Origin of the sequence: Lipingzhangella halophila (assembly GCF_014203805.1) — a bacterium.
Classification (GTDB): Bacteria; Actinomycetota; Actinomycetes; order Streptosporangiales; family Streptosporangiaceae; genus Lipingzhangella; species Lipingzhangella halophila.
Map to the genome: position 1 here is coordinate 5,381,839 of NZ_JACHJT010000001.1, position 25,798 is coordinate 5,407,636.

Annotated in this window: 28 protein-coding genes; 9 read left to right on the plus strand and 19 right to left on the minus strand. The window is 69.6% G+C overall.

Going from position 1 to position 25,798, the window contains the following annotated elements; translation table 11 throughout:
• Nucleotides 1-6 precede the first annotated feature (6 nt).
• From F4561_RS24395 to F4561_RS24410, 4 genes are all read right to left on the minus strand, one after another.
• Nucleotides 7-450 carry a DUF4395 domain-containing protein gene (locus F4561_RS24395; protein WP_184582014.1) on the minus strand — a complete coding sequence of 148 codons (444 nt, stop codon included), beginning with the start codon at nt 448-450 and terminating at the stop codon, nt 7-9.
• A 316-nt stretch (nt 451-766) separates the two neighbouring features.
• Nucleotides 767-1,105 (minus strand): TlpA family protein disulfide reductase, encoded by a 339-nt coding sequence (locus F4561_RS24400; RefSeq protein ID WP_184582016.1) that lies wholly within the window; start codon nt 1,103-1,105, stop codon nt 767-769.
• Nucleotides 1,106-1,237: 132 nt separating this feature from the next.
• A complete protein-coding gene (locus F4561_RS24405; RefSeq protein WP_184582018.1) occupies nt 1,238-1,930 on the minus strand; it encodes an LmeA family phospholipid-binding protein in 693 nt (230 codons plus the stop codon).
• 214 nt (nt 1,931-2,144) lie between these two features.
• Complete coding sequence (locus tag F4561_RS24410; protein WP_312885514.1) at nt 2,145-3,257, minus strand: putative quinol monooxygenase; 1,113 nt, start codon at nt 3,255-3,257, stop codon at nt 2,145-2,147.
• A gap of 542 nt (nt 3,258-3,799) precedes the next feature.
• On the opposite strand from F4561_RS24410, the gene F4561_RS24415 reads away from it, so the two are divergent.
• On the plus strand, nt 3,800-4,660 hold the full coding sequence (locus F4561_RS24415; RefSeq protein ID WP_184582022.1) for an HAD family hydrolase: 861 nt from the start codon (nt 3,800-3,802) through the stop codon (nt 4,658-4,660).
• Nucleotide 4,661: 1 nt separating this feature from the next.
• On the opposite strand, the gene F4561_RS24420 is transcribed toward F4561_RS24415, so the two are convergent.
• The 5 genes from F4561_RS24420 to hemL form a co-directional block, all read right to left on the minus strand.
• A complete protein-coding gene (locus F4561_RS24420) occupies nt 4,662-5,621 on the minus strand; it encodes an NAD-dependent epimerase/dehydratase family protein (RefSeq protein WP_184582024.1) in 960 nt (319 codons plus the stop codon).
• Nucleotides 5,622-5,724: 103 nt separating this feature from the next.
• Complete coding sequence (locus tag F4561_RS24425; protein WP_017621272.1) at nt 5,725-5,823, minus strand: 30S ribosomal protein bS22; 99 nt, start codon at nt 5,821-5,823, stop codon at nt 5,725-5,727.
• Between the two features lie 191 nt (nt 5,824-6,014).
• Nucleotides 6,015-6,653, minus strand: a complete 639-nt coding sequence (locus F4561_RS24430; RefSeq protein ID WP_184582026.1) for a histidine phosphatase family protein — start codon at nt 6,651-6,653, stop codon at nt 6,015-6,017.
• A gap of 24 nt (nt 6,654-6,677) precedes the next feature.
• Entirely contained in the window at nt 6,678-7,634 is a 957-nt protein-coding gene (locus F4561_RS24435; protein ID WP_184582028.1) for a LysR family transcriptional regulator, read from the minus strand.
• Nucleotides 7,635-7,715: 81 nt separating this feature from the next.
• Complete coding sequence (gene hemL / locus F4561_RS24440; RefSeq protein WP_184582031.1) at nt 7,716-9,011, minus strand: glutamate-1-semialdehyde 2,1-aminomutase; 1,296 nt, start codon at nt 9,009-9,011, stop codon at nt 7,716-7,718.
• Between the two features lie 139 nt (nt 9,012-9,150).
• On the opposite strand from hemL, the gene rraA reads away from it, so the two are divergent.
• Nucleotides 9,151-9,645: a ribonuclease E activity regulator RraA gene (gene rraA / locus F4561_RS24445; RefSeq protein ID WP_184582033.1), complete on the plus strand. Its 495-nt coding sequence runs from the start codon at nt 9,151-9,153 to the stop codon at nt 9,643-9,645.
• 46 nt (nt 9,646-9,691) lie between these two features.
• Here rraA and F4561_RS24450 read toward each other — a convergent pair whose 3' ends face one another.
• From F4561_RS24450 to F4561_RS24495, 10 genes are all read right to left on the minus strand, one after another.
• Nucleotides 9,692-10,012: a type II toxin-antitoxin system PemK/MazF family toxin gene (locus F4561_RS24450; RefSeq protein WP_312885515.1), complete on the minus strand. Its 321-nt coding sequence runs from the start codon at nt 10,010-10,012 to the stop codon at nt 9,692-9,694.
• The gene (locus tag F4561_RS24455; protein WP_184582035.1) at nt 10,006-10,206 is read right to left on the minus strand and encodes a hypothetical protein; all 201 of its coding nucleotides are present in this window, start codon (nt 10,204-10,206) and stop codon (nt 10,006-10,008) included. Before F4561_RS24455 ends, F4561_RS24450 begins: the two co-directional genes overlap by 7 nt.
• 63 nt (nt 10,207-10,269) lie before the next feature.
• Entirely contained in the window at nt 10,270-10,866 is a 597-nt protein-coding gene (locus tag F4561_RS24460) for a bifunctional DNA primase/polymerase (RefSeq protein ID WP_184584114.1), read from the minus strand.
• A gap of 127 nt (nt 10,867-10,993) precedes the next feature.
• Nucleotides 10,994-11,977: a porphobilinogen synthase gene (gene hemB / locus F4561_RS24465; protein ID WP_184582037.1), complete on the minus strand. Its 984-nt coding sequence runs from the start codon at nt 11,975-11,977 to the stop codon at nt 10,994-10,996.
• 38 nt (nt 11,978-12,015) lie between these two features.
• Nucleotides 12,016-13,713 (minus strand): bifunctional uroporphyrinogen-III C-methyltransferase/uroporphyrinogen-III synthase, encoded by a 1,698-nt coding sequence (locus F4561_RS24470; protein WP_184582039.1) that lies wholly within the window; start codon nt 13,711-13,713, stop codon nt 12,016-12,018.
• Nucleotides 13,713-14,696, minus strand: coding sequence for a hydroxymethylbilane synthase (hemC, locus tag F4561_RS24475; RefSeq protein WP_184582041.1), 984 nt, complete (start codon nt 14,694-14,696; stop codon nt 13,713-13,715). Before hemC ends, F4561_RS24470 begins: the two co-directional genes overlap by 1 nt.
• Nucleotides 14,697-14,698: 2 nt before the next feature.
• Nucleotides 14,699-16,213 carry a glutamyl-tRNA reductase gene (locus tag F4561_RS24480; RefSeq protein ID WP_184582043.1) on the minus strand — a complete coding sequence of 505 codons (1,515 nt, stop codon included), beginning with the start codon at nt 16,211-16,213 and terminating at the stop codon, nt 14,699-14,701.
• A 50-nt stretch (nt 16,214-16,263) separates the two neighbouring features.
• Nucleotides 16,264-16,962, minus strand: coding sequence for a redox-sensing transcriptional repressor Rex (locus tag F4561_RS24485; RefSeq protein ID WP_184582045.1), 699 nt, complete (start codon nt 16,960-16,962; stop codon nt 16,264-16,266).
• A 195-nt stretch (nt 16,963-17,157) separates the two neighbouring features.
• The gene (locus tag F4561_RS24490) at nt 17,158-17,418 is read right to left on the minus strand and encodes a glutaredoxin family protein (protein WP_184582048.1); all 261 of its coding nucleotides are present in this window, start codon (nt 17,416-17,418) and stop codon (nt 17,158-17,160) included.
• A gap of 59 nt (nt 17,419-17,477) precedes the next feature.
• The gene (locus F4561_RS24495; RefSeq protein ID WP_184582050.1) at nt 17,478-17,738 is read right to left on the minus strand and encodes a MoaD/ThiS family protein; all 261 of its coding nucleotides are present in this window, start codon (nt 17,736-17,738) and stop codon (nt 17,478-17,480) included.
• A 106-nt stretch (nt 17,739-17,844) separates the two neighbouring features.
• On the opposite strand from F4561_RS24495, the gene F4561_RS24500 reads away from it, so the two are divergent.
• From F4561_RS24500 to pstB, 7 genes are all read left to right on the plus strand, one after another.
• Nucleotides 17,845-18,627, plus strand: a complete 783-nt coding sequence (locus F4561_RS24500; protein ID WP_184582052.1) for a winged helix-turn-helix transcriptional regulator — start codon at nt 17,845-17,847, stop codon at nt 18,625-18,627.
• A gap of 196 nt (nt 18,628-18,823) precedes the next feature.
• Nucleotides 18,824-20,272, plus strand: coding sequence for an immunoglobulin domain-containing protein (locus F4561_RS24505; RefSeq protein ID WP_184582054.1), 1,449 nt, complete (start codon nt 18,824-18,826; stop codon nt 20,270-20,272).
• 26 nt (nt 20,273-20,298) lie between these two features.
• Nucleotides 20,299-21,261, plus strand: coding sequence for a mycothiol synthase (gene mshD, locus F4561_RS24510; protein WP_184582056.1), 963 nt, complete (start codon nt 20,299-20,301; stop codon nt 21,259-21,261).
• Between the two features lie 288 nt (nt 21,262-21,549).
• Nucleotides 21,550-22,662, plus strand: coding sequence for a phosphate ABC transporter substrate-binding protein PstS (gene pstS / locus F4561_RS24515; protein WP_312885516.1), 1,113 nt, complete (start codon nt 21,550-21,552; stop codon nt 22,660-22,662).
• 230 nt (nt 22,663-22,892) lie between these two features.
• Nucleotides 22,893-23,864, plus strand: coding sequence for a phosphate ABC transporter permease subunit PstC (gene pstC, locus F4561_RS24520; RefSeq protein ID WP_184582058.1), 972 nt, complete (start codon nt 22,893-22,895; stop codon nt 23,862-23,864).
• Nucleotides 23,865-24,959: a phosphate ABC transporter permease PstA gene (gene pstA / locus F4561_RS24525; protein WP_184582060.1), complete on the plus strand. Its 1,095-nt coding sequence runs from the start codon at nt 23,865-23,867 to the stop codon at nt 24,957-24,959.
• Nucleotides 24,960-25,012: 53 nt separating this feature from the next.
• Nucleotides 25,013-25,792, plus strand: coding sequence for a phosphate ABC transporter ATP-binding protein PstB (pstB, locus tag F4561_RS24530; protein ID WP_184582062.1), 780 nt, complete (start codon nt 25,013-25,015; stop codon nt 25,790-25,792).
• The last annotated feature ends 6 nt before the right edge of the window (nt 25,793-25,798 follow it).

Sequence of the window (25,798 nt, forward strand, 5' to 3'; positions counted from 1 at the left end):
GCGCGTCTACCGCGGTGACGGCTCGGTCATACGCCCCTGCCAGGGGGGTCGCAGGCGGTTGAGTAGTACGTACATCTCGCAGCCCGGGCACAGGCCGAAGGCGGCGTTCAGAAAGGCGACGAGGAACGCAAGCGCGGTGGGGACGCCCCCGAACCAGACGCCGGCGAACAGGTACCCCACCAGCCCGACCACGACGAAGGCGAGTCCCACACCCTGCGCGAACCGCAGCGGAGCGGCGTCCGCCAGTTCCCGAGGCGGCCCAAGCTTCGGTCGCACGTGGATTGCGTAGAGCAGCCCGTAGGGGGAGTAGCGGACCCCGGCGACCGCGGCAACAGCGAAGACCAGACCCTGGGCGGCCAGCAGCATGGCGCTCCCACTGGCCAGTACTACGGCGAGTACCAGCGCGCTAACGGCGGCGGCGAACCGCTGCCCTCGTGGGTCGACCTGCATTGTGGGTTCCCCTGCTGCGTGAGCGGTGCGAGAAGGATCGTGGACGGCCGGTGCCCGGACGGCCGGCGAAGAGCCAGCGCAGAGAGGGATGACACCACGACGCTGGGCTCTAGCGGCCAGCAGAACAGAGCGCGGTGGCGACGTGGCAGAAATCAACCGCCCGTCGCTTCGTCAGCATCGCCTCTGTTGGAGAACTCACGCCCTCGATCGTACGGCCTGAGAAGCCGGATGTCACGGGTGAGGGACCCCACCCGTGCTCACTGCTCGGGGGTTGGCGGTCGCTGGCGGTAACCGGCGTGTCCAGGGATCGCGCCCGCTACCGGGCGCCGATCGCCTCGCCCAGGGCGGCGATCACGTCGGCCTTGCGTGGCTGCCCGCTGGCCCGCCGGACGATCCGTCCCCGGGAGTCCAGCACCAGTACGGTCGGGGTCCGCTCGATGTCCAGCCCCCGCATCAGCTCCAGGTGGGACTCGGCGTCGATCTCCACGTGGGCGACCCCGCCGACCATCGAGCCGACATCGGCCAGGATCCGGCGGGTCGCCCGGCACGGTTGGCAGAAAGCCGAGGAGAACTGCACGAGCGTCGCCCGCTCGCCGAACTCCGCCGCCCCGAGGTCGTCCGGGTGCAGCACGGGTGAGCCGTAGTCGCCGGTCATCCGGTTCCCCCCTTCGTCACCGCTGGCGCCGCGCGAAAGCGTCCGGCGTAGTTGACCGGGCGGGTACGCGACCACCGCCGGGGCCGTGCCGCTCACCGCGGCACCGTCGAGGGCTCCGGCGGCAGCACCTCGCTACTCCTGGTTCGCCCCGTTCACCAGGTCGATGTCGGACGCCTCCGCGGAGACCTCGACACCGTTGGGCTGCTCCTCGACCTCGGTCACCTGCAGGTCGAACGGCAGCTGCGGGGCTGGCGCGGACGCCGTCAGCTTCTCCTCGACGGCAGCGCCGACGTCCACCGGCGACTCGCCCACCTCGATGTTCGAGGGGGTGATCGCGAAGGTGTCCCCCTCGGCGGTGACCTCGATGTCGGCGGCGACCGCCACGCTGAACCCGAGAACTGCGAGGTCCCCGCTGACGCGCGGCTGGCCGTTCTCGTTCTCGATCACGATGCCTTCGGGCAACTGCTTCTGCAGCTCGCTGTACGGCAGCATCACCTGCGCGTCAGCAGCCCCCGCGGTGACCTTCGGCTCGGACAGCAGGTCGCCCAGTGGGGCCTCGACGTCGTGCGCGGTGATGTCCACGCGTTCCAACTGCACCTCGCCCACTGTCAGCGCGCCCGTAACGATGCGCACCTCGGAGTACTCACCGCTGACCGCCTGGGTGAGGAACGGGATTCCGGAAATGGTGACCTCCGGCTCCGATGCCATGTCGTACTGCTGGCTCACCCGGTTGGCGATCTCGTTCTGCGCGGCGTAGTGCAGCCCACGATCGGCTACGACCAGCACGATCAGCAAGAAGATCAGAAGGACCAGAATCTTTCGCATCGGGCTACCAGCACTCTCCCGTTCAGTTCCGGCGAACCGCGCAGCCGCCCTGATCTCGAAGGACGCGTCGCCTAGTCGCTCCAGGCATCGGTATGACACCCAGAGCCCGAAGTATCAGTGTGAAAGCGTACTCGACGCCCATGGCTCCACTGCCAGCAGAGGGGGATCCCCATTCGATTCCAAGCGTTCTCTCAGCCGCACCTCGGGCACCGAGTCAGCGCGACATCAGGAGTGCCGCGAGGTTGTCGGAGGCCGAGGCGCCCGCGAGAGCCAGCTCGATCACGTTGGTCGCCGCGACGCGTCCGTGGGTCTTGCGGGCGAACTCGACGATGTGCGGCTGTTGCTGGTGCTCCTCGAACGCGAGCTGGTCGCGGTAGATCGCGTAGATGATGCGCTGCAGGGGCGCGCTGGAGACGGTGTGGCAGGCGAACAGCAGGGTGTCGGGCTCGCGCTTGGTCACCTCCGCGACCACCTCCTCCGCGAGGTCGTCGAAGATGTCCTGGTGGCCTTCGACGATCGTGTAGATCGTGATGATTCCGCGCAGCCGGGTCGCCCGCTCGGGTGGCACCGCACCATCGCCGTCGAATCCGCCTGCCGCTGAGCGTCGCCTGCGGGGCACGTCGTCCTCCATCCCGAAACGGCCATCATCGGGCTCGTCGTCGAAATCGTCATCCGGGTCGTCGAAACCGTCCCGCCGCCCGGCTCTGCGGCCTCGGGGGCTCGCGTCCCGCGGCGGGCTCTGGACCTTTACGCACGCGACCCACAGGCTGACGACAGCCCCCACGATCAACAACTGTCCGAGGAAGCTCAGGCCGAACCGGCCGACGATGATCTCCAGCAGCACCGCGAGCCCGATCAGCCCGAGCACCGTCGCCTGGTGCCCGGCGAGCCGCGGGCGTGCCCGTCCGCCGCTCAGCACGGCGATCAGGCACCCGAGGAGCGTGCCGACCACCACTGTGTGCACCAGGCCGAGCACGTAGACGGGGATGACGTCGTAGTGTTCGGACATGGCGGGGAAGCCGCTGCCGTACTGCCCGCCCAATCGGTCGACGCTGAGGATCACCAGCGGAACGATCGTCAGGGTCGCGACGACGAGCCGGGAACCGAAGCGCACCCGGGCGGAACCGCACGCGAACTCCACAGCTCCCCACGCCGCCAGCACCGGGCCGAACAGCGTGACCCCGATCTGGAACACCCGGAACGTGATCCCCGAGAACCCCAGAAGCGCTCCCAGGAACGCCGCGCTCAGCGCGATCGCGACGCTCACGGCCGACAGGACCCAGATCAGCAGGCAGAGCTGCGTGTTGCGCGCATACAGAGCGATCACCGCGGCTGTGGCGCTCCAAGCCACGAGTGCACAGACGAATGCCAGACCTACCTCGACCATCCCGCCAATAATGCTGCACTTTCACCCCCTGTTTCGACCGGAGAGCGCGCAAATCTGAGCCGTCTTACGTGGTCTGTGGCTTATTAGGCGATTTGCCACGATTAGTATGTGAGTTACCTCACTGGGCATCCCTCGCCAATTACCCGGTACCGGCGGGTGCGCGTAGGGGCTGGGTCGTGTTTGGCGAACCGTTCCGGGCTCGCGGCCGCCAGGCAGGGCCCCCGCTGTGCGAGGCCGCGGAGCAGCGCGCAATAGGGCACTCCCGCCGCGCCGATGCCGCTTGCCCAGCCAACCAGGATGCGCCGCGCGAATCGTCGTGCGAGAGATCGCCCGGACTCCCTGCTCGCTGATCCGGAAGCCCGCATCGAACACTCCCCAAGCGGCACCGCCGCACCGCGCCCGGTACCCGCGGAACCGGACGGTCACAGCGCGGACGCCCGATATGCACCGGAACCGCGCGCGGCGGCCGTAGGCTTCGGGGCATGGGGCGCGATACCTCCCGCGGAGACCACGGCCGTGCCGCGATCACAGGTGAGGCGGCCGCCGCGGCGGCCGGGAACACGGCCGGCGCGGCCGCCGGCCCGGCGGCCGCGTTCTTCGACGTCGACAACACCCTCATGCGGGGTGCCTCGATCTACCACTTCGCGCGCGGACTCGCCGCGCGCGACCTGTTCACCACCCGCGACCTGCTCCGCTTCGCCTGGGGCCAGATGGTGTTCCGGTTCAGCGGGAACGAGCAGGCCGAGCACATCAACGCCGCGCGCGAGGCGGCTCTGGCCTTCGTCGCCGGGCACGACGTTGGCGATCTGGTGGCGCTGTGCGAGGAGATCTACGACGACACGATGGCCGACCGCATCTGGGAGGGCGCTCGCCGGCTCGTGCAAGGCCACCTCGCCGGCGGCCACCGGGTGTGGCTGGTCACGGCCACCCCAGTGGAGCTCGCCGACATCATCAAGCGCCGCATGGGGCTCACCGGCGCCCTCGGAACGGTGGCCGAGACCGTCGACGGGGTGTACACGGGACGGCTCGTCGGCGACCTGCTGCACGGTGACGCCAAGGCTGAGGCGGTACGCGCCCTGGCCGCGCACGATGGACTGGACCTCGCTGCCTGCACGGCCTACAGCGACTCCAGCAACGATCTCCCGCTGCTGTCCATGGTGGGCTACCCGAACGCGGTGAACCCCGACGGCGAACTCCGGGAGCACGCAGAGTCGAACGGGTGGCCCATCCACGAGTTCCGCACACACCGCAGGACACTGCGCGTCGGCGTGCCGGCCGCTGTCGCCGGCGCGGTGGCCGGCGGTGTCGCGGTCGGGGTACTCCGCCGACGCAGAAGGCCCTGAGTCAGCGGCCCACAGCAGCGCGCAGAGGGCGGGCCTCCGGTCCCACCCGGGCCGGGGGCCCAGAGCGCTCGAACCGGGCTGACGTGCGCCCGGACACATACGCCTCGAACGCCTGCTGCGACGTGTAGGTCGGGGTCCACTCCAGCGTGCGCTCCAACTGGCCGGTGTCGAGCACCCGGCCGTAGCAGAGCCGGCGCAGCCGTTCCGGCGAGTAGCGGCCCCCGCGCCGCCGCCCAAGCCCGCCGAGCACGCGGAGCCCGCGCTCGGGGACCGGGATGCCGGGGCGGCCGACCCGGCGCAGGCACGCCGACAGCGGCATCGCCCCGGGAGCGGCGACGTCGAAGAAGCCGTCGTAGGCGCTGCCGCTGCCCAGCGCCATCCTGCGCAGAACCTCGACGCCGTCTTCCTCGTGGATGAACTGCATCCGGGGGTCGTAGCCGCGCAGTTTGGGAACGATCCGCATGCCCAGGTAACGGGTCAGCGGGGTCTCCATTGAGGGGCCGATGACATTGGCGAACCGCAGTACCGCGATCGACAGGTCCGGACGCCGCCGCGCGAGCCCTCGGGTATACCGCTCGACCTCCGCACCCTCGCGCGCGTCGACCGCCGCACTCGAACGCAGCACCAGACGGTTGACGGTTGCGGACCGCTGGCAGGCGGCGAGCACCTGCATCGTGCCGACAAGGGTGCTCTCCTGAGCTGGCTCTGTCCCGCCGGGCCCGCCGGAGGCGGGCAGCAGGCCCAGATGCAGCACCGTGTCGGCACCGGATTCGCGGATCACCCGGTCGACCTCGTCGCCACACACGTCGGTGTGCACGAACTCGGCCGCTCCGATCGGGAGGCGGGGAGGCTCCGAGTCCACCCCGATGACCCGATCCACGTCCGGGTCATCCTGCAGAGACTGGACGGCCCGGGCCCCCAGGTACTGGGAGACCCCGGTGACGAGCACGACGCGAGCCACGGCCGCACGCCTCCTTGGGAGGGATCGTTCAGGGTTGCGGTGGGTCCTTGCTCCGGAACCGGGCCGAGGACCGCGCGTCCGCGGAAAGGCGGTGCCCATGTCCCTACTTCTTGTTGCGGCGCGCGATCCGGGTCCGCTTGAGGAGCTTGCGGTGCTTCTTCTTCGCCATGCGCTTGCGGCGTTTCTTGATGACGGAACCCATGGGGGCCAACCTTTCGCAGACGACCAGAACAAGCGCGACCGCCGCCCCGCGCGCACGCGAGCGCAGGCACGAGCGCCCTTCGAAGAGAATGCGGCGGGGTGTCTACTCGTGGAGGCACCGGGCGCGTGGGCCCTGCCCGCGCGAAACACCGCACCCAACGTGTCAGCCTACCCTGTCACGCAATGCCCTGATCACGTGCCACTGGTGGAGGCGGACCCACCGGCGTACAGGGACGCCGCGGGCTCGCTGTAGCCGACGCTGACAAGCTTATAGTCCTCAAAGGTCAGCGAGGTCACACTCGCGAGACCGCACTGGCGGCGATCGGGCCGGTGCCAGAGCCGCTTCCGCTCAGCGGCGCGCCGGGTCATCCAGATGGGGAGCTGGTGGCTGACGCAGACGGCCTCGCGTCCCCACGCCTCCTTGCGTGCGGTCTTGACCGCCTCGACCATCCGCTCGACGATCTGGGAGTACGACTCCCCCCAGGACGGCCGGAAGGGGTTGTACGCCCGACGCATCACCTTCGGATTCGCCAGCGACCGCGAGCTCAGCACTATTCCCTGCAGGTGGTTCGCCGCCTCCACCAACCGGTCGTCGACCTCGGCGTCGAGTCCGAACGCCCCACTCAGCGGCCGGGAGGTCTCGCGCGCGCGGTCCAGCGGCGAGGTGCGCAGGGCCGCGATGTCCCGCCCGGCGAACCAGTCCGCGGCGAGCCCGGCCATTCGGCTCCCGTTCTCGCTCAGGTGGTAGCCGGGCAACCGGCCGTACAGGACACCCTTCGGATTGTGCACTTCGCCGTGCCTGAGTAGATGGACAACGGTGGTCGTGGTCATCGTGGGCGAGGATTTCCTTCCGAGTCAGTCGCGCCTCGTTGGCTGGGTGACACTCGGCGGACCACACGCCGCCTGCGTCTCCTCAAACCTATCGACCGCTGTGTGCAGCGCGTCCACCATGGCACGGACGACCGGCCGCCGGCCGTCCTCGCTGCGCCAGACAACATAGATGCTGCGGTGCAGCGCCGGCCGGACGGGCACCGCGACCACCCCCGGCGGGATCGTGCCGCGGCCCAGCCGGGGAAGCACGGCGACCCCGAGCCCCGCCGCGGCCAGTGCCAACTGGGTCGGGTACTCCGAGGCGTAGTGCACCACCTTGGGCTCTACCCCGCCCCGACGCAGCGTGTCGCACAGCCAGGCATGGCAGATGTCGCCGGGCGGGGCACCGATCCAGGGCTCCTCGGCGAGCTCGGCGAAGCCCACCGCCTCGCGCCCGGCCAGCCGATGCGACTCGGTAAGGGCGATCTCGGCAGGGTCGTCGAGGAGCTGCTCCCTGTCCAGGCCCTCGGGGGTGGGAAGCGGCGAGCTCTCCCAGTCGTGCACCACCGCGAGGTCGAACTCGCCGCGCAGGACCTGCGGCAGCGAGTACTTCGGGTCGAGCTCGTGCAGCCGGACACGCAGCCCCGGATGGTGCTGCGCGACGTCGCGCAGCACGCTGGGCATGAGGCCGCGGGACGCGGTCGCGAACGCCGCGACATTGATCCGACCCGCGACCGTGCCCCGCTGCGCCTCAAGATCCGCCTCGGCCTCGGCGATCAGGGTGAGGATCCGCTCGGAGTGCTGAACCAGGAGATAGGCGGCATCGGTCAGCCGGACACCGCGCCCGTTGCGTTCCAGTAGCCGCGAGGCGGTCTCCCGCTCCAGCTTGGCGATCTGCTGGGAGACCGCCGACGTCGTGATGCCGAGGACGTCGGCCGCCGCGCTCACCGATCCGTACTCCGCGATGGCGTTGAGCGCACGCAACCGGTCTAGGTCAAGCATCTCCTCATAGTAAAGAGCTGTTTAACGAGGGGCCAGCGAAATCCGTAGCGCTCCTGGTGAGCGGACTACCGCGAACCACCGTCAGGCCCCGGCCCGGGCGGCCGCCCGGGCCGCCTCCGGTAGCGCCGAGACAACCCGGTCGATGGCCGCGTCGTCGTGCGCCGCCGAGAAGAACCAGGCCTCGAACGCAGCGGCCGGCAGGTAGACCCCTTGCTCCAACATCGCCTGGAAGAACGCCGCGAACCGGTCGGTTTCCTGCGCACGGGCGCCGTCGAAGTCCCGCACCTCCGATTCGGTGAAGAACACGGTGAACAGGTTCCCGCCGTGCTGGATCCGGTGCGGGACCCCGGCCGCGCTCAGCTCCCGGCCCACGGCCTCGGACACCTGCGCGGCCACCCGGTCGATGTGCGCGTAGACGTCGGGGGTCGCGTTGCGGAGCGTGGCGAGGCCGGCCGCGGTGGCCAGCGGGTTTCCCGAGAGCGTGCCCGCCTGGTACACCGGGCCCGCCGGGGTGAGACGCTCCATGAGGTCGGCCCGGCCGCCGAACGCCGCGGCGGGCACCCCTCCCCCCATGACCTTGCCGAACGTGACGAGGTCGGGTTGCACGCCGTCCAGCCCGAACCAGCCCGAACGGCTGACCCGGAACCCCGTCAGGACCTCGTCGAGGACCAGCAGGGCACCGTGCGCGGCAGTGATCTCACGCAGCTTGGCGTTGAACCCGTCCCGCGGCGGGACGACCCCCATGTTCGCCGGGCAGGCTTCGGCGATGACGCAGGCGATGTCCGGCCCCGATTCGGCGAAGGCGCGCTCGACCGCCTCAATGTCGTTGTACGGCAACACCAGGGTGTCCGCGGCGCTCGCCCCGGTCACGCCCGGGGAGTCCGGCAGCGCGAACGTGGCCACGCCCGAGCCGGCGGAGGCCAGCAGCGCGTCGACGTGGCCGTGGTAGTTCCCGGCGAACTTGATGACCTTGCTCCGGCCGGTGGCCCCGCGGGCCAGCCGGACCGCGGACATCGTGGCCTCGGTCCCGGAGTTGACCAGCCGTACCTGTTCGGCCGGGGTGCGCGCGACGATCTCCTCGGCCAGTTCCACCTCGCCGGGAATCGGCGCTCCGAAGGAGCTTCCCCGGCGCACGGCCTCCTCCAGCGCCTCGACGACGGCCGGATGCGCGTGGCCGAGGATCAGCGGTCCCCACGAGCAGACCAGGTCGACATAGGTGTTGCCGTCGACGTCGGTGAGATAGGGGCCCGAGCCCGACGCCATGAACGGCGGTGTGCCACCAACAGCCCCGAACGCGCGGACAGGGGAGTTCACCGCGCCCGGAATGACCGTACTGGCGCGCTCGAACAGTTCAGCGGAAGTCTTCTTGGTACCCACGGCCCCAGTCTGGCAGGAGCGCGGACGCCCGTGCCGCCGCCCCACCGGGCGCGGGGCAGCGCGGGTGCCCCACTGCGCACGTCGCCGCGGCGATCAGTAGGTTTGAGGGCACGCCACTACAAAAGACAAAGGAGCCTCCATGACCGAGGTCTTCGCCACCGCCGACCTGATCGACAACCACGGGGAGGTACTCGGCAGCTGCGAGACGCAGTTCCAGGCGTACGGCGGCCGCGACGCGTTCCACGGCCCCATCGCCACGATCAAGTGCCACGAGGACAACGCGCTGGTCAAGGAGCAGTTGAACCAACCCGGCGAGGGCTGGGTGCTGGTCGTCGACGGCGGCGGCTCGCTGCGCACGGCCCTGTTGGGGGACCAGGTCGCCAAGGCCGCCTTCGACAATGGGTGGGCCGGCGTCATCATCCACGGTGCCGTCCGCGACGTCACCGAGCTCGCCAAGATCGACCTCGGCATCAAGGCGCTCGGGTCCAACCCGCGCAAGTCCGGCAAGACCGGCGCCGGGTTCCTGGACATCCCGGTAGCGTTCGGCAACGTCCTGTTCACCCCGGAGGCGTGGGTCTACAGCGACCAGGACGGTGTCGTCATCAGCGACGAGAAGCTCGACCTGCCGGTCTAGGAGGTCCGCCAGCAGCGGTGCCCGGCGCGGCCTGCCGAGCGCCGGGCTACAGTCCCAGGTACCGGACCACGGCGTGTTCGACTTCCGCCATCTCGGAGCGGTCCAGGTAGTGCACGGGATCACCATGAACGTAGTCGACGTCCACGCTACGCATCTGGTCCACCAGCAGCCGGGTGACCGAGCCCGCGATCTCCAACTGGGGGCGGAAGATCATAGCCCGGGCGCTTCTTGACGTGGGGATGACCGTCACGACACTCCACGGCAGAGATGTCGGACTCAGCACCAGACCGTAGCGACGGCCACGTTGCTCGTGCCCCCGTTTCGCATCGCCAAAATCAACCCGGTAGACGGCACCCCGAATCACCACTCGTCCTCTTCCGTGGAGAGGTCCTCGTCCGAGTTGTTCTCGGCGTCGTCACGAGCACGGGCCAGCCAGACCTCGCGTTCGAGCAACCGGAGAGCGCGACGAATCACATCGCTCGTGCGCTCACCCTCGCGCATGGCCTGGTGAATGATCGCCTCGTCCTCCGGCGTCGGCCGAAAACCGATCGATGTTGCCATGAGGCCAGCATATACGCGTGTTCAACTTTTGTCGATCAAATGTCGAACAACGCGTCCCGTGTCCTACTCGCAGGTGTCCGCCAGGACGTCGAGGACAACGATCGGGTCGGGCAGCTCGACGCCGCGCTCGGAGTCGTGGGGGGACCGGATCCAGCCGGCGCCGTCGCCCGAGGGAAGGCACGACGGTGGGGCGAGAACGTAGCTGTCGCGGCAGTGCCAACGCAGCCCGGGGGTCTCGGTGATGCTCTCGGGGACGCAGTCGAGATGGCAGGACCACCACTCGTCCTCGTCCGCCGGGGAGCGGGTGGCCACGAAGAACAGGTACCGCCGGCCGTCGACCGCGGCCACCGGGCCCGCCTGCACCCCGGACCGGTCCATCCGGGCGAGCGCCATGACACCGGCGTTCGCGGGCACGTCGAACACGTCGAACACCCGCCCCGTCGGAAGGACGATGTTGGCCTTCGGTGTCTGCGCCCACCACCGCCGGATGGTCTCCGGTGTGGTGGTGGCCTCCAGCGCCCAGGCCGCCGACAGTGGGTGCGCGGCCGGGTCGGGACAGCCCATGCGGTCGCAGACGCAGGCCCGGCCAACACCGCCGGGCTCGGCGCCGCGGCACACCGGCCACCCCAGTGCCGCGTACTCCAGTGCCGCGTCCAGCATCCCGCTGGCCGCGGGGCGGCGTTTCCGCCGGGACATCACGCCGACCAAGATCGCCCCTCCCCATCGTGCGGTCGCGGTCGGTGTCTCGCCTCCCCGACCTCGACCGCGCGATCGGGGAGCGTCTCCCCTAGCGCAGCAGTCGCGCTGCTTCGGTTGCCCAGTACGTGAGGACCTGGGCGGCGCCCGCCCTCCGGTGACACAACAGCGTCTCCAGAATGACCCGCTCGCGGTCCAGCCACCCGTTCTGCGCAGCGGCCTCCACCATCGCGTACTCGCCGCTCACCTGGTAGGCCGCCACGGGGACGGGGGACGTGCGGGCCACCTCGGCGACGACGTCCAGGTAGGCCAGGCCCGGTTTCACCATGACCATGTCGGCGCCCTCACCGACGTCGAGCTCCACCTCGCGCAGTGCCTCGCGGACGTTGGCCGGGTCCTGCTGGTACCCGGCGCGGTCGCCGAACTGGGGCGCGCCCTCGGCTGCGTCGCGGAAGGGCCCGTAGAACGCCGACGCGTACTTCGCCGCGTAGGCGAGGATCGCGACATCGGTGTAGCCGGCCTGGTCGAGGGCCGCGCGGATCGCGCCAACCTGGCCGTCCATCATCCCGCTGGGGCCGACGACCTGGACCCCCGCGGCGGCCTGCGCAACGGCGATGGACGCGTAGCGCTCCAGAGTGGCGTCGTTGTCCACCTCACCCGTGGGGGTGAGCACGCCGCAGTGCCCGTGCGAGGTGTACTCGTCCAGGCAGAGGTCGGCCATGAGCACGATGTCGGTACCGAGGTCGGCGGAGAGGTCGCGCAGCGCCAACTGGATCACGCCCCCGGGGTCGTCGGCGGCGGACCCCCGCTCGTCCTTGAACTCGGGCACCCCGAACAGCATCAGCCCGCCGACACCGGCCTCGGCGGCTTCCTCGGCCGCCTTGCGCACGCTCTCGCGGGTGTGCTGGACGACCCCGGGCATCGACGGCACCGGCCTCGGCGCGTCGATGCCCTCCTTGACGAAGACGGGCAGGATCAGCTCATCAGGCCTGACCCGGGTCTCGGCCACCAGGCGCCGCAACGCGGGAGTGCGGCGCAGCCTGCGGGGGCGGGCGGTGGGGAATCGGGCGGTCATGCGCGGACGGCTCCTCGCTCTGCGGTGCGGTGGTTTCCTCAGACGGTCTTGCGCCTGCGACCACGCCGCTTCTGGCTTGGCTTGAGGGCGGGCTTGCCGGCGGCGACGGCCTCCGCCCGTTGTGCGGCACCGTACTCCGAAAGGGCGGCCGCCAGTGCGGAAACCGATGTTCTCGGGGCGGTGACATCGACGCGCAGGCCGAACTCCTCGGCGGTTTTGGCGGTCTCGGGGCCGATCACCCCGATGACGGTCGCGTTGTGCGGCTTCCCGGCGATCCCCACGAGGTTGCGGACGGTCGAGGACGACGTAAACAGCACCGCGTCGAACGCGCCGCCCTTGATGGCCTCGCGGGTCGGGGCGGGCGGGGGTGCGGCGCGCACCGTGCGGTACGCGGTGACGTCGTCGACCTCCCAGCCGAGATCGCTGAGCCCGGCCGCGAGCGTCTCGGTGGCGATGTCGGCCCGAGGCAGCAGTACGCGCTCGATCGGGTCGAGCTCGGCGTCGTAGGGCGGCCACACCTCGACCAGGCCGGCGCCGGACTGCTTGCCGGGCGGCGGGGTGAGGTCGGGTTGGATACCGAAGTCGCGCAGCGCGGCGGCGGTCTGCTCCCCAACCGCGGCGACCTTCACCCCGGCGAACGCGCGGGCGTCCAGTCCGTAGGACTCGAACCGCTCGCGGATGGCCTTCACGGCGTTGAACGACGTGAACGCGACCCACTGGTAGCGGCCGGTGACCAGGCCGCGGACCGCCCGCTCGATCTGCTGCGGGGTGCGGGGCGGCTCGACCGAGATCGTGGGCACCTCCTCGGGTACGGCGCCGTACCCCAGAAGCTGCTCCGACAGGCTCGCCGCCTGCTCCTTGGTGCGCGGGACGAGGACCCGCCAGCCGAACAGCGGGCGCGTCTCGAACCAGGACAGGTCCCGCTGCCGTTCGGCGGCCTCCCCGACAACCAGCAGGGCGGGGGTCGGGACGTTGTTGCCCTTGGCGTCGGCGGCCTTGATGTCGGCGGTCAGCCGCGACAGCGTGGAGACGACCGTGGTCTGCTCGGTGGTGCTTCCCATGCGGGTCGCGGCCACCGGGGTGGTCCCCGGACGCCCTCCGGCCACCAGCGCCTTGCACAACTGGTCGTAGCCCGGGCCGCTGTGCCGGGCGTCCTCGCCGTCAGGCGCGTCGGGGAACATCACGACGAGCGTCCCCTCGCCCTGATTGGTCCAGTCGACTCCCGGGTCCTTGGCGTTGACCACCCGGACCTCGCTCACGCCCTCGGGCATGAGGGGGATCCCCGCGTAGGTGGGAACGGCGGTCACCGCCGACAGGCCGGGCACGATCTCGTACTCGACACCGGCCTCGCGGCAGGCGGCGGCGAGGTCCGCCCCGCGGCAGCCGAAGAGCGGATCGCCGCTGTACAACCGCACCACCCGGTGGCCATCGCGCGCGTGGGACACGGCGAGCGCGTCGATCTCCCCGCCGCACTCGGCCGGCTCGACGACTTTGACGTCCTCGTGGCAGTGCGACAGCAACGTGCTGCGGTACTTCGCCAGCTCCGCGCCCGGTTCCCGCACGGTGAAGACCACATCGGCCTTGGCGAGAAGTGCCGCACCGCGAAGTGTCAGCAGCTCCGCGCTTCCCGGTCCGGCACCCACGAGGGCGACGTGGCCGGTTGCGGGCGTAGCCGGGGTCTGGGACCGCGGCTCCTGGTTGTCACTCTGCGGATTCAATGTGCGATCGCTCCTCATTACTCCGGTCGCGGCGCCCCACCCTGGGCGCCGGCATCGGCGACGATGCGGTCGGCTCCTTCCTCGATCATTTCGCGGGCAAGCTGCCGGCCCAGGTCCGCAGCAGCGTTAGCGTCTGCGGGGTCACCAGTGTCGCCGCCGTCGGTACGCACCGACCCTTCCCGATGTATCGCGCGTGAGCCGTCGGTGGCAACGACCGCGGCGCGCAGCCGCAACCGGCCGTCGTAGCACTCGGCGTAGGCGCCCACCGGGGCGGCGCATCCGGCCTCCAGCTCCGCGAGGACGACACGCTCCGCTGTGACGGCGGCCCTGGTCCGGGCGTCGTCCACAGCGGCGAGCTTGCCCAGGTCGTCCGGTACCGCGCGTTCGGTGCGGCACTCGACAGCGAGCGCCCCCTGGCCGGGCGCGGGCAGCACCTGCTCGGGTTCGAATACGTCGGTGATGTGGTCGGCGCGGCCCACCCGAAGCAGCCCGGCGTAGGCCAGCACAACCGCGTCGACCTCGCCGGAGGCGACCTTGCCCAGGCGGGTGTCGGCGTTGCCGCGGATGGGGACGTAGTCCAGGTCCGGGCGCAGGCTCGCGAGCTGGGCCACGCGGCGCGGAGAGCCGGTACCGATTCGCGCACCGGACGGCAGGTCGCCGAACTTCCGCCCATCGCGGGCGCACAGCGCGTCGCGCGGGTCGTCCCGCTCGGTGATGGCGACCAGGCCCAGCCCGTCAGCGGGGGTGGTCGGCAGGTCCTTCAGCGAGTGCACAGCGACATCGATGGTGCCGGACACCAGCTCATCGCGGAGTGCGTTGACGAACACACCGGTACCGCCGAGCTGGGTCAGGTGGGCCTTGGTGACGTCGCCGAAGCTGGTGATCAGCACCAGCTCGACCGGGATCCCCGTGGTCGCGGTCACCGCGTCGGCGACGCGCTGCGACTGCGACGTGGCCATGGGGCTGCGGCGGGTGCCCAGGCGGACCGGTGCGGGACTCATGACTACCGCTCCTCACCGTGCGCGCGGCGCGCGCCGGGTTCGGGTTTGGCCACCGCGTCGGCAGTGCCGGGGTCGAGGTCGAACAGCTCGCGCAGCGCCGCCTCGTAGGAGTCGCCGCCGGGCCCCGCTGCCAGCTCCTTCACGCGCACAGTGGGCTGGTGCAGCAGTTTGTCGACGACGCGCCGCATCGCGTAGGTGACCTCGTCGCGCGTCTTGTCGTCCAGGTCGGGCAACCGCCCTTCGAGCCGGGCGAGCTCGCTGTCGAGGACCATGCGTGCCTTGCTGCGCAGCGCGACGACGGTCGGGGCGACGAGCTCCGCACGGCGGACCGACTGGTACTCGGCGACTTCCTCGTCGACGATCTCGCGGACCACCGAGACCGCACCGGTGTGGCCGGCGCCGCTCTCTCCGCTGTCGTCACGCGCCACTTCCTGCCGGAGGTCTTCGATGTCGACCAGGTGGACGTCGGGAATGTCGCGGATCCCGGAGTCGATGTCGTGCGGGAGCGCAAGGTCGAGGAAGACAAGCGGGCGCGCGGAGCCGCGCCGCCGTACTGTGGCGCTCTCAACGGTGTCGCTGGTCAGCACCAGGCCCTGGGAGCCCGTGCAGGAGACCACCAGGTCGACCTCGGCGAGCGCGTCGGCCGCCGTCTCGAACGGGATGGCCCGGCTGTCGATGGGTTCGTAGGCCTCAGTGAGGCACTCGGCGAGGCGCGCGGCCCTGTCGTGGGTGCGGTTCGCGACGAGGACGGTGCTCGCGCCCTGGCGGGCCACCGCGTTGGCCGAGAGCGCGCTCATCGATCCGGCGCCGAGGACCAGCACGCGAATGCCGGTGAGTGCCTGCGGCCGCGGGAGCGCGGCCGCTACGTCGTCGACGTCGATGGCGTCGCGTGCGGCGGCCGAACGGTCCACCGGGCAGCGAGGGGCGCCGGCCCGCGTCCCGGCCGCGGTGGTGTCCTCACCCGCGGGTGTTTCGAGGCCGGGGCTCAGGTGGCGGCCGGCCACAGTGAGCCCGAGGCCCACCATGTCGGCACCGGCGTGGTCGATGTGGGTTTCGGTGTGTGCGCGCTTGCCCACCCGGAGCGCGCGCTGGCCCAGGTCGTTCAGCACGCGCCCCAATGTGCCCCCGTCCTGGGCATCCTTGAGGGAGTCGCGCACCTGGCCGAGGATCTGCCCCTCGCCGACCACCATGGAGTCGAGGCCGCACGTGACGGAAAACAGGTGCTGGACGGCGCGTTCCTCGTAGTGCACGTAGAGGTGCTGTGCGAGCTCGCTCAGCGCGACCCCGGTGTGCCACGAGAGCAGCTCGGTGACGGCGGTAACAGCGGGGTGGAACTTGTCGACGTCGGCGTAGACCTCCGTGCGGTTGCACGTGCTGACCGTCATCACCTCGTTGACCGTCGCGGAGTTCGCCATCTCGGACATGGCTTTCCGGCGCGCGTCGGCGTCGAGCGCGACACGCTCCAGCAGCGCGACGGGCGAACTCCGGTGGCTCACCCCGACGGCGAGGACACTCATCTGCGCTCCAATACAGGCACTACAACCGCGACACACATACCGCTACCCGCTCAGGTCAGGCTTCCCGGTATCCCGAACCACTCCGGCCCGCCATAGCCGTCGGACTTTCGTTGCTCGTGGAAGGCCAGGATCTGAAGCTCGATAGACAGATCGACCTTACGCACATCCACGCTCGGCGGCACATTGAGCACCACAGGCGCGAAGTTCAGGACGCTGGTAACGCCACACCCGACAAGACGGTCGCACACGCTCTGCGCCGCCGCCGCGGGGGTGGCGATCACACCGATCGAGACGCTCTCTCCTGCCACAACCTCTTCCAGGATCTCAATATGCCGCACCGGTAGTCCCGCTACCTTGTCGCCAACGATCGAGGAGTCGGCGTCCAGCAGCGCCGCGATCCGAAAGCCGCGCGAGCCGAACCCCCCGTAATTGGCTAGTGCGCGCCCCAGGTTGCCGATTCCGATGATGGCCACCGACCAGTCCTGGGTGAGACCAAGCTCACGGGATACCTGGTAGATGAGGTAGTCGACGTCGTAGCCGACCCCGCGGGTCCCGTAGGAGCCCAAGTGGGACAGGTCCTTGCGGAGCTTGGCCGAGTTCACCCCGGTGATGGCGGCGAGGTCCTCAGAGGAGATCGTCGGGGTTCCCTGGTCGTTCAGCGCCTGCAGGGCGCGCAGGTAAACCGGGAGTCGGGCGACTGTCGCCTCCGGGATTCCCCTCTCCCGGGGCCGTGGGGTTCGGCGGGTCACAGGCGTGCGCTCCTGGGCAGCGATCGTCGGTCTGACTCAGTGGTCGGGTTCACACAGGTCCGATGCCCCCATGTGACCACGCATCACACCTGTCAAGACCCTGGCCGGAACGGATTTTCGCCCCAGATTACGCCCTTGTGAAAGTAAGCACAAAGCGGGTCGTCCATACGGGAAACCCTCTGCTCACAGGCTCATTCAAGGGCGTTCAAGGGCGGCGCGGAGGCGTTTCTCACTCACCCGCCAGAAATCGTGCGGCTGCCCGTCCACGAAGGTCACCGGGATCTGTTCCCAGTACTCGTCGCGCTCTTCCCGATTCGATTCTGTGATGTCCCGCACGTCATAACCAACTCCGAGATCGGCGGCGACGCGCTCGATCACCCGGAGCGCGTCGTCGCACAGATGGCAGCCGGACTTACCGAGCATGGTGATCCGGTGCGCAGGTTCAGTGCCGCTCATGATCTCCCTCCGCAGTCGCGTTCTCCTGGCCCCGGCAGGAGCACACACCGCAGGCTGGGCTACCCGCCCGCGAAAGGCGGCAGCACCTCGACTGTGCCGCCCTCCTTCAGTACAACCTCGCCGTGCGCGCGCTTACCCACCGGGTACTCGTCCACCAGGAACGACGACCGGTCGAGCACCTTCAGCAATCGGTCGTTCGCGAAGTACCGGGAACGCAGCGCCTCCAGCGCTTCGGCCAGGGTCTCCGCCTCATAGGACTCCGACTCCCGGCCAGCGGCGTCCTTCGCCGCGGCCCAGTACCTAATGGTTCCACTCGCCATAGTTGACTATCCTTGGCTTATTCGGAGGCGAAACACTCAGTTCATTCTTCACCGGGGGCGATGGTGCCTTCGACGACCGCATCACGCGGGGTGACGGGAAGAGACCATGAGCCATCTGCTGTTGCTGACGAACTCCAACGAACCGTCGGACCACGTTCTACCCGCCCTCGGCCTCCTGCTGCACTCAGTACGTGTCTGCCCCGCGGAGGCCGGCGCTCTACTGGCGCCGAGCACCGACCGTTCGGCGAGTATGCCCGTGGACGCCATCCTGGTCGATGCCCGCAAGGACCTGGTCGCGGCGCGCAACTTCTGCCGCCTACTCGACACGACCGGTCTCGACTGCCCGCTCATCGTGATCCTGACCGAGGGCGGTGTCGCGGCCCTCACCCCTGACTGGCAGGTTAACGACTTCCTGCTCAGCACCGCGGGTCCGGCCGAGGTCGAGGCCCGGCTGCGGCTGGCGATCGGCCAGGCCGAGGCCAGCACCGACGACCCCGACGAGATCCGCCGCGGCGACCTGGTCATCGACGAGGCCACCTACATTGCCCGGTTGCGCGGGCGGATCCTTGACCTGACCTTCAAGGAATTCGAGCTGCTGAAGTTCCTGGCGCAGCATCCCGGGCGGGTGTTCACCCGCGCCCAACTGCTCCAGGAGGTCTGGGGCTACGACTACTTCGGCGGCACCCGCACGATCGACGTCCACGTGCGGCGGCTCCGGGCGAAGCTGGGCGCCGAGTACGAGTCCATGATCGGAACCGTGCGCAACGTCGGCTACCGCTTCGTCCCCGACCCGTCGTCCAAGGCCGCCTCCGGCGACACGTCGGTGTCCCAGGAGGAGGACAACGACGCGTCGGCCGACACGCCCGGCCCCGTGCGATCGCGCGGCTGAGCGCCGGGGCTCCCCGCCCCGGAGGAGGAAGATCGCGGAAAAGGGGCCGGAATCGCTCAGTTCGCGGGACTCGTGACACGGGGCCGAACCTCCTATCATGCTGGGGCGGCCGACTCCCGCCGTTCGCAGCCACCACGGCGCGACCACGCCGGTGTCGGCGACAGCGCACTGCGGCGAAACGAGGAGGACTGTCCCGATGCTGAGCGGCGAGGACGGCCACCCCCACTGGTTTCCCCTCCGGGTCCTGGCCGGGGTGCCGCTTGGCGCCGTCTTCATCGGCTCCACCCTGGTGGGGCTCGCGGGTCCGGCGTCCGCTGACGACGCTCCCGTTGTCACGGTCAGCCCGGAGGACATCGCCGTCGAGGCCGGCGAGACCGCCGCGCTGACCGTGCTCGTCGACGGCGGGCCGCAGGACGGGACCTGCTTATACGGTGTGCGCGCCGACAACGGTTTCGAGGTGGGCGAGCTCGATTCCGAGACCCCGCCGGCGAGCGCCGAGGCCACCGGTACCCCCGATGAGTCGGTGACCGTAACCGCCACTGTGACCTACGCCGCTCTCGGCGACCGCTCCGACTGCGCCGACATTCCCGATGGGGAACGAAGCACCGTGGAGTCCGCACCACTGGAGGTGGAGGTGCTTCCTCCGGAGGACGACGAGGAGCCTCCCGAGGACGAGGACCCCCCTGAGGACGGCGAGGATCCCGAGGAGCCCGAGGATCCCCCCGAGGACGGCGACGGGCAGCAGGACGGCGACGACTCCCCCGGGGAGCCTCCTGAGGACGGCGACGGCCCCGAGGATCCCGGCGATCCCCCCGAGGACGGCGACGGGCAGCAGGACGGCGACGACTCCGCCGAAGAGCCTCCCAACGGCGGCGAGGACGGCAGCGAGAAACCGGTCAAGCCTCCCCGTGACGCCCCCACGCAGCAACCCACCAGCGAACCCGCGGACCCGCCGACTCGCGGCGCCCCGGGTTCGGAATCGGGCGGTGGCTCCGAGCGCGGCTCGGGAGAGGGCGGCTCCGCCAGCGCTGCCGACTCCGGCGGTGACTCCCGCGGCAGCTCCGGAGCCGGAGCTGCCGGTAACGACGATTCCGCCGGCGGCTCGGAAGCCGGAGCTGCCGGTAACGACGATTCCGCCGGCGGCTCGGAAGCCGGAGCTGCCGGTAACGACGATTCCGCCGGCGGCTCGGAAGCCGGAGCTGCCGGTAACGACGGTTCCACCGGCGGCTCGGAAGCCGGCGGGGGCACCGGTGGTGACTTCGCCAATGGCGCGGAGCCAGACCAAGCGGCCCCTTCGGGCCCCGAGCCGCCGCTGCCGGACGCGCCGGAGGGCCCCGACACTCCACGCGGCGGCGGTGACGGCGCGGCCGAACGGCCGGAACTGCCCAGCGACCCCGCGGACCTGCCCGATGTGGACTCGCCGAGTGACAACTTCGCCGATCTGCCCACTGTCGAGCCTGGCGGCGACGAGAGCGAGGAGACGTCAGCCGCCGCCACCGAGCCGAACAGTTCGCGGTCGCCACTTGTCACCGGGACGATGCTGCTCGCCGTCCTGGTGTTGTTGCTGCTCCTGGCCGCGCCATTGGGCCCAGTGCGCCGGGTCCGCGCCGGCGGCGGCTATGTCGGCCACCGCCGCCGAAGCTGACCATCCGCACAATCTAGGCTCGGAGTATGAGTAACCCGCACATCACCGAGTCGATCCCGGCAAATCAGGCCGAAGCCGTGGCCGCGTTGGCCGAGTCGGCGCGTAAACACGACGGGGTCGCCCCATTGTCGGAGCAGTCCCTGCTGCGCGTCCGGCACGGCGCGCCCTCCGGAACCGCGCGGTTCCACCTGCTGCACGACGACAGCGGCGAGGGACGCGTTCTCGTCGGTTTCGGGATGGCCGAGCGCACGCCCGGCGAGCCCGACTCCGCCGAGCTGGTCGTCGAACCGGGACACCGCCGGCGGGGGCATGGCATCTCGCTCCTGCGCTCGTTGCGCGAGGACGCCCCGGCCGACGGGCTGCGCGTGTGGGCGCACGGCCGGTTGCCAGGCGCGGTCGCCCTGGCGGGCTCGGCCGAGCTGCGGCAGGTGCGCGAGCTCCAAAGGATGTGGCTGCCGCTGCGCGACACCGCTGACGGCCCCGCACCCGAGCTGAGTCCCCCCGCTCTCTCGGACGTGGTGGGCGAGCGCCTCATCATCCGCTCGTTCGAGGTCGGGACGGACGAGGACGCGTGGCTGAAAGTGAACGCGGCGGCCTTCTCCGACCACCCGGAACAGGGCGGCATCACCCTCGACGACCTCCGGCAACGCGAGGCCGAGGACTGGTTCGACCCGAACGGGCTGTTCGTCGCCGAGGACACCGCGACCGGTGCTCTGGCGGGCTTCCACTGGACCAAGATCCACGTCGACGGCGCCGGGATCACCGATGGTGAGCCCGCGGGCGAGGTGTATGTCGTCGGAGTCGCCCCGGAATGGCGGGGCACCGGCCTCGGCCGCGCCCTGACCCTGGTCGGACTGCGCTACCTGCGCGACCGCGGGCTGCCGGGCATACTGCTCTATGTGGACGAGAGCAACCGTGCGGCGACGCAACTGTACGAGTCGCTCGGGTTCACCGTCCGGGACGTCGACGTCATGTACGCGACCCGGTGACAGGCCGCCCCAGAAGCGCCGAACAGTCACCCAACGATACGTGTCAACCAGATGACCACCTGCAATGAACCACAGGTGAGACGCGACACTCTCGGCCGATGTCAAGGCGATTCATCCCACAGCTACCAGGGAGTCCACCTATTTTCGGCCAGTCTCGTCTCTCCGTTCACCCCCAGTTCACCCTTACTGGGAGATCTGGTCACTTCCCCTGCTTACGTTCACATTTGGCGAGGTCCTCGACCGAACTCGCCCCAAGGTGACGAAGTCCAGAGGAAGGACAACGGAGCTGTGAAGCTCTCCAGGAACAGCCAGTTCACAGGTCTGGCCCTCGCCGGTGCCCTCATGCTCTCGGCATGCGGGTCAGACCAGGCGGTTGACGACCAGGCCGACCCCGCGGGCAACGTCGACTGTGTCGACGGAGGGGGGACGCTCGACGCCGCAGGTGCCAGCTCCCAGGAGAACGCGATGGCCACGTGGATCGCGGCCTACACAGGTGAGTGTGAGGACACCACCGTCAACTACGACGCGGTGGGCTCCGGTGCCGGGCGTACCCAGTTCATCGACTCGGGTGTGACCTTCGCGGGCTCGGACGCGGCCCTGGACGAGGGCGAGACCGAGCAGGCCACCGAGCGCTGCGGTGACTCCGAGGTGGTGAACATCCCCGCCTACATCGCCCCGATCGCTATCGCGTTCAACATCGAGGGGGTGGACTCCCTCAACCTCACTCCGGAGGTCATCGGGGACATCTTCAACCAGGAGATCACCGAGTGGAGCGACGACGCGATCGCGGACCTCAACCCGGACGCGGACCTGCCTGACTCCGAGATCGTCCCGGTGAACCGCTCCGACGAGTCCGGTACCACCGAGAACTTCGCCGCCTACCTGTCGGAGGCCGCCGGGGACTCCTGGCCGCACGAGGTCAGCGGCGACTGGCCGATCGAGCCGGCCGAGGCCGGACAGGGCAGCTCCGGTGTCGTCTCCGCGATCGAGGAGGGCGAGGGCACCATCGGCTACGTTGAGGCCTCGCACATCGGCGAGCTCGGAACGGTTGCCGTCGGGACCGGCGATGACGAGTTCGTCGAGTTCAGCCCGGAGGCCGCGGCGGCCATCGTGGACGCCTCCGAGACGCGTGAGGAGAACACCGAGAACGACCTCGCCATCGACCTGAACTACACCGACGCGGGCAGCGATGCCTACCCGATCGTGCTGGTCACCTACGAGATCGCCTGCATGGAGTACGAGAACCAGGAGGACGCCGACCTGGTGAAGAGCTTCCTCAACTATGTCACGAGCGAGGAGGGCCAGCAGGCCGCGGCCGATGAGGCCGGCTCGGCGCCGATCACCGAGGAGACCCGCGGGAACATCCAGAACACCCTCGACCAGATCACGGCAGCTTCCTAATCACCACCGGGAAGCTCTCCAACAGGGTGGAACCCACACCGGCGGGTGCGGGTTCCACCCTGGGCGTGTGTTCGGGCGCCATCCTGCCTGCGGGAATGGTCGGGCCGCTCCTGGGGAGATCCGACAGTACAGCAGGCGCAGGCCCTGCCACGGCCCCAGCCCCGCCAGAGCGCGAAGGTGATCCGTTTGGCCCGGGCGCGAAACCTGCCCCATCTTGACCGGAGAGTCTCATGACCACTACCGACTCGTCTACGACGCCCCAGCACCCCCCCAAGGGCAAGCGTCGTATCGGCGACGTCGTATTCGGTAACACCGCACAGGGGTCGGGGATCCTGATCCTCGCAATCCTCGCGGGCGTCGCAGCGTTCTTGATCATCCAGTCCTTCGACGCACTGTCCGCCAACACAGCGAATTTCCTCACCACCAGCGAGTGGGACGCCAACACCGACCCGGACGAGGCCCCGGCCTTCGGTGTCGCCGCGCTGGTGTTCGGTACGGTGCTCGCCGCGGCTCTCGCACTGGTGATCGCCACACCGATCGCCATGGGCATCGCGCTGTTCATCGCGTACTACGCGCCGCGCAAGCTGGCCTCGTTGCTGGGCTACATCGTGGACCTTCTGGCCGCGATCCCCAGCGTGGTCTACGGCCTCTGGGGCATCGGGTACCTCGTCCAGGAGCTCACCCCGTTCTACCAGTGGCTGAGCGACTACCTGGGCTGGATCCCGCTGTTCGCCGGGCCGATCTCCAGCACCGGCCGCACGATGATGAGCGCCGGCATCGTGCTCGCGGTGATGATCCTGCCGATCATCACCGCGATCTCCCGCGACGTCTTCCTGCAGGTACCGCAGGGGCACCGCGAGGCCGCGCTGTCGCTGGGGGCCACACGCTGGGAGATGATCCGGATGGCGGTCCTGCCGTTCGGCCGTCCCGGCGTCATCGGCGGCGCCATGCTCGGCCTGGGCCGCGCACTGGGCGAGACCATGGCGGTCGCGATGATCCTCTCGCCCGCCCTGGTCATCTCGCCCAACCTGTTGCAGAGCGGAAACCAGACCATCGCGGCGCACATCGCCCTGCAGTACCCCGAGGCCACCGGCCACGGCGTCTCGGCGCTGATCGCCGCCGGTCTCGTGCTCTTCGCGATCACTCTGGTCGTCAACATGGGGGCGCGCTACATCGTCGCCCGGCGCAAGGAGTTCTCCTAAATGACCACCACGACCGATAAGCCATCGACCGGCGCACCGGGCGACGGTCCCGGGACCCCGCCGCAGTCACTGCTCGCCGGGTCGCTCCCCCGGTACTTCCCGCCGGCGCTGCTCGCGGCAGTTGCCGTCGTGGTGGCCGGCCTGCTGCTCGTGGCGGGCTCGTTCAGCCTGCCACTGTTCGCCATCGCCACCGTGGTCGGCTACGCGGCGCTCCTCACGGTCATCTCAACGCGGGTGGAGAACCGCCGCAAGGCCAAGGACCGGCTGGTCACCACGATCGTCTACACCTGCTTCGGGCTGGCCATGGCGCCGCTGCTGTCGTTGCTGTGGACGGTGGCCAGCATGGGCATAGTCCGGCTCGACGGCTACTTCCTGACGGTGTCGATGAGCGGGGTCACGCCGTCGATGGACGCCGGCGGCGTCTACCACGCCATCGTCGGCACCATCGCGATCACCCTGTTCGCGGCGCTGATCTCCATCCCGATCGGCCTGATGACCGCGATCTACCTGGTGGAGTACGGCGAGGGCCGGCTCAAGCAGGCCATCACGTTCTTCGTGGACGTCATGACCGGCATCCCGTCGATCGTCGCCGGGTTGTTCGTCGTCGCGTTGTGGATGATGATCTTCGGCCCCGGCAACACGAACGGCGCCGCGGGCGCGATCGCGTTGTCCGTGCTGATGATCCCCGTTGTGGTGCGCTCCTCGGAGGAGATGCTCCGGCTGGTGCCCGACGAGCTGCGCGAGGCGTCCTACGCGCTGGGCGTGCCGAAGTGGCTGACCATCGTGAAGGTGGTGCTGCCCACCGCGACCGCGGGGATCACCACGGGAATCATGCTGGCCATCGCGCGTGTTGTCGGAGAGACAGCACCGTTGATCCTCACCGCGGGATCGTCGGCCGTGTCGATCAACTGGAATCTCTTCGACGGCCAGATGATGAGCCTTCCGGTGTTCATCTACTCGCAGGTCCGCATGGGCGACGCCATCAACTACGAGCGCGCCTGGGCGGCGGCGCTGACCCTGATCCTGATCGTGATGCTGCTGTTCTTCGTCGCTCGGCTCATCTCCCGGTTCTTCGCGCCGAAGCTCGGACGCTGATCATGCCGCCCCTTCACGTTGTCCGCACGAACCTGAGGTAGCGAGGATTCACAGTGGCCAAACGAATTGACGTCTCCGGACTGCACGTCTACTACGGCGACTTCCTGGCCGTCGAGGACGTGTCGATGACCATCGAGCCCCGCGCGGTTACCGCGTTCATCGGCTCCTCCGGCTGCGGCAAGTCGACCTTTCTGCGCACCCTGAACCGGATGCACGAGGTCGCGCCGAACGCCCGGGTCGAAGGCAAGGTCATGCTGGACGACCTGGACGTCTACTCACCGGAGGTCGACCCGGTGGCTGTCCGCCGCGAGATCGGGATGGTGTTCCAGCGGCCGAACCCGTTCCCCACGATGTCGATCTACGACAACGTCATCGCCGGGGCGAAGCTGAACAACCAACGGCTCAGCAAGTCCGCCGCGGATGACATCGTCGAGCGTTCGCTGCGCGCTGCCAACCTGTGGGAAGAGGTCAAGGACCGGCTGACCAAGCCGGGAGCGGGGCTCTCCGGCGGTCAGCAGCAGCGCCTGTGCATCGCCCGCGCAGTGGCCGTGCAACCCGAGGTGCTGCTCATGGACGAGCCGTGCTCGGCGCTCGACCCGATCTCCACCCTGGCGATCGAGGACCTGATCGCCGAGCTCAAGGAGAACTACACGATCTGCATCGTCACGCACAACATGCAGCAGGCCGCACGGGTCAGCGACCAGACGGCGTTCTTCAACCTTCCGGGCACCGGCAAGCCGGGGCGGTTGATCGAGATGGGTGAGACCAACAAGATCTTCACCAAGCCCGACAAGAAGGAGACGGAGAACTACATCACCGGCCGCTTCGGGTAGCGCCAG

What these genes read in the sequence shown, in the direction of transcription:
- F4561_RS24460 (WP_184584114.1), bottom strand. Translation starts at nt 10,866, where the DNA reads ATGCTGGACGCGGCACTGGAGTACGCGGCACTGGGGTGGCCGGTGTGC.
- F4561_RS24425 (WP_017621272.1), bottom strand. Translation starts at nt 5,823, where the DNA reads ATGGGTTCCGTCATCAAGAAACGCCGCAAGCGCATGGCGAAGAAGAAG.
- F4561_RS24455 (WP_184582035.1), bottom strand. Translation starts at nt 10,206, where the DNA reads ATGGCAACATCGATCGGTTTTCGGCCGACGCCGGAGGACGAGGCGATC.
- F4561_RS24470 (WP_184582039.1), bottom strand. Translation starts at nt 13,713, where the DNA reads ATGAGGAGCGATCGCACATTGAATCCGCAGAGTGACAACCAGGAGCCG.
- F4561_RS24430 (WP_184582026.1), bottom strand. Translation starts at nt 6,653, where the DNA reads ATGACCACGACCACCGTTGTCCATCTACTCAGGCACGGCGAAGTGCAC.
- F4561_RS24395 (WP_184582014.1), bottom strand. Translation starts at nt 450, where the DNA reads ATGCAGGTCGACCCACGAGGGCAGCGGTTCGCCGCCGCCGTTAGCGCG.
- mshD (WP_184582056.1), top strand. Translation starts at nt 20,299, where the DNA reads ATGAGTAACCCGCACATCACCGAGTCGATCCCGGCAAATCAGGCCGAA.
- F4561_RS24500 (WP_184582052.1), top strand. Translation starts at nt 17,845, where the DNA reads ATGAGCCATCTGCTGTTGCTGACGAACTCCAACGAACCGTCGGACCAC.
- pstA (WP_184582060.1), top strand. Translation starts at nt 23,865, where the DNA reads ATGACCACCACGACCGATAAGCCATCGACCGGCGCACCGGGCGACGGT.
- F4561_RS24405 (WP_184582018.1), bottom strand. Translation starts at nt 1,930, where the DNA reads ATGCGAAAGATTCTGGTCCTTCTGATCTTCTTGCTGATCGTGCTGGTC.
- F4561_RS24495 (WP_184582050.1), bottom strand. Translation starts at nt 17,738, where the DNA reads ATGGCGAGTGGAACCATTAGGTACTGGGCCGCGGCGAAGGACGCCGCT.
- pstC (WP_184582058.1), top strand. Translation starts at nt 22,893, where the DNA reads ATGACCACTACCGACTCGTCTACGACGCCCCAGCACCCCCCCAAGGGC.
- F4561_RS24415 (WP_184582022.1), top strand. Translation starts at nt 3,800, where the DNA reads ATGGGGCGCGATACCTCCCGCGGAGACCACGGCCGTGCCGCGATCACA.
- rraA (WP_184582033.1), top strand. Translation starts at nt 9,151, where the DNA reads ATGACCGAGGTCTTCGCCACCGCCGACCTGATCGACAACCACGGGGAG.
- F4561_RS24435 (WP_184582028.1), bottom strand. Translation starts at nt 7,634, where the DNA reads ATGCTTGACCTAGACCGGTTGCGTGCGCTCAACGCCATCGCGGAGTAC.
- F4561_RS24400 (WP_184582016.1), bottom strand. Translation starts at nt 1,105, where the DNA reads ATGACCGGCGACTACGGCTCACCCGTGCTGCACCCGGACGACCTCGGG.
- hemC (WP_184582041.1), bottom strand. Translation starts at nt 14,696, where the DNA reads ATGAGTCCCGCACCGGTCCGCCTGGGCACCCGCCGCAGCCCCATGGCC.
- F4561_RS24480 (WP_184582043.1), bottom strand. Translation starts at nt 16,213, where the DNA reads ATGAGTGTCCTCGCCGTCGGGGTGAGCCACCGGAGTTCGCCCGTCGCG.
- hemB (WP_184582037.1), bottom strand. Translation starts at nt 11,977, where the DNA reads ATGACCGCCCGATTCCCCACCGCCCGCCCCCGCAGGCTGCGCCGCACT.
- F4561_RS24505 (WP_184582054.1), top strand. Translation starts at nt 18,824, where the DNA reads ATGCTGAGCGGCGAGGACGGCCACCCCCACTGGTTTCCCCTCCGGGTC.
- F4561_RS24490 (WP_184582048.1), bottom strand. Translation starts at nt 17,418, where the DNA reads ATGAGCGGCACTGAACCTGCGCACCGGATCACCATGCTCGGTAAGTCC.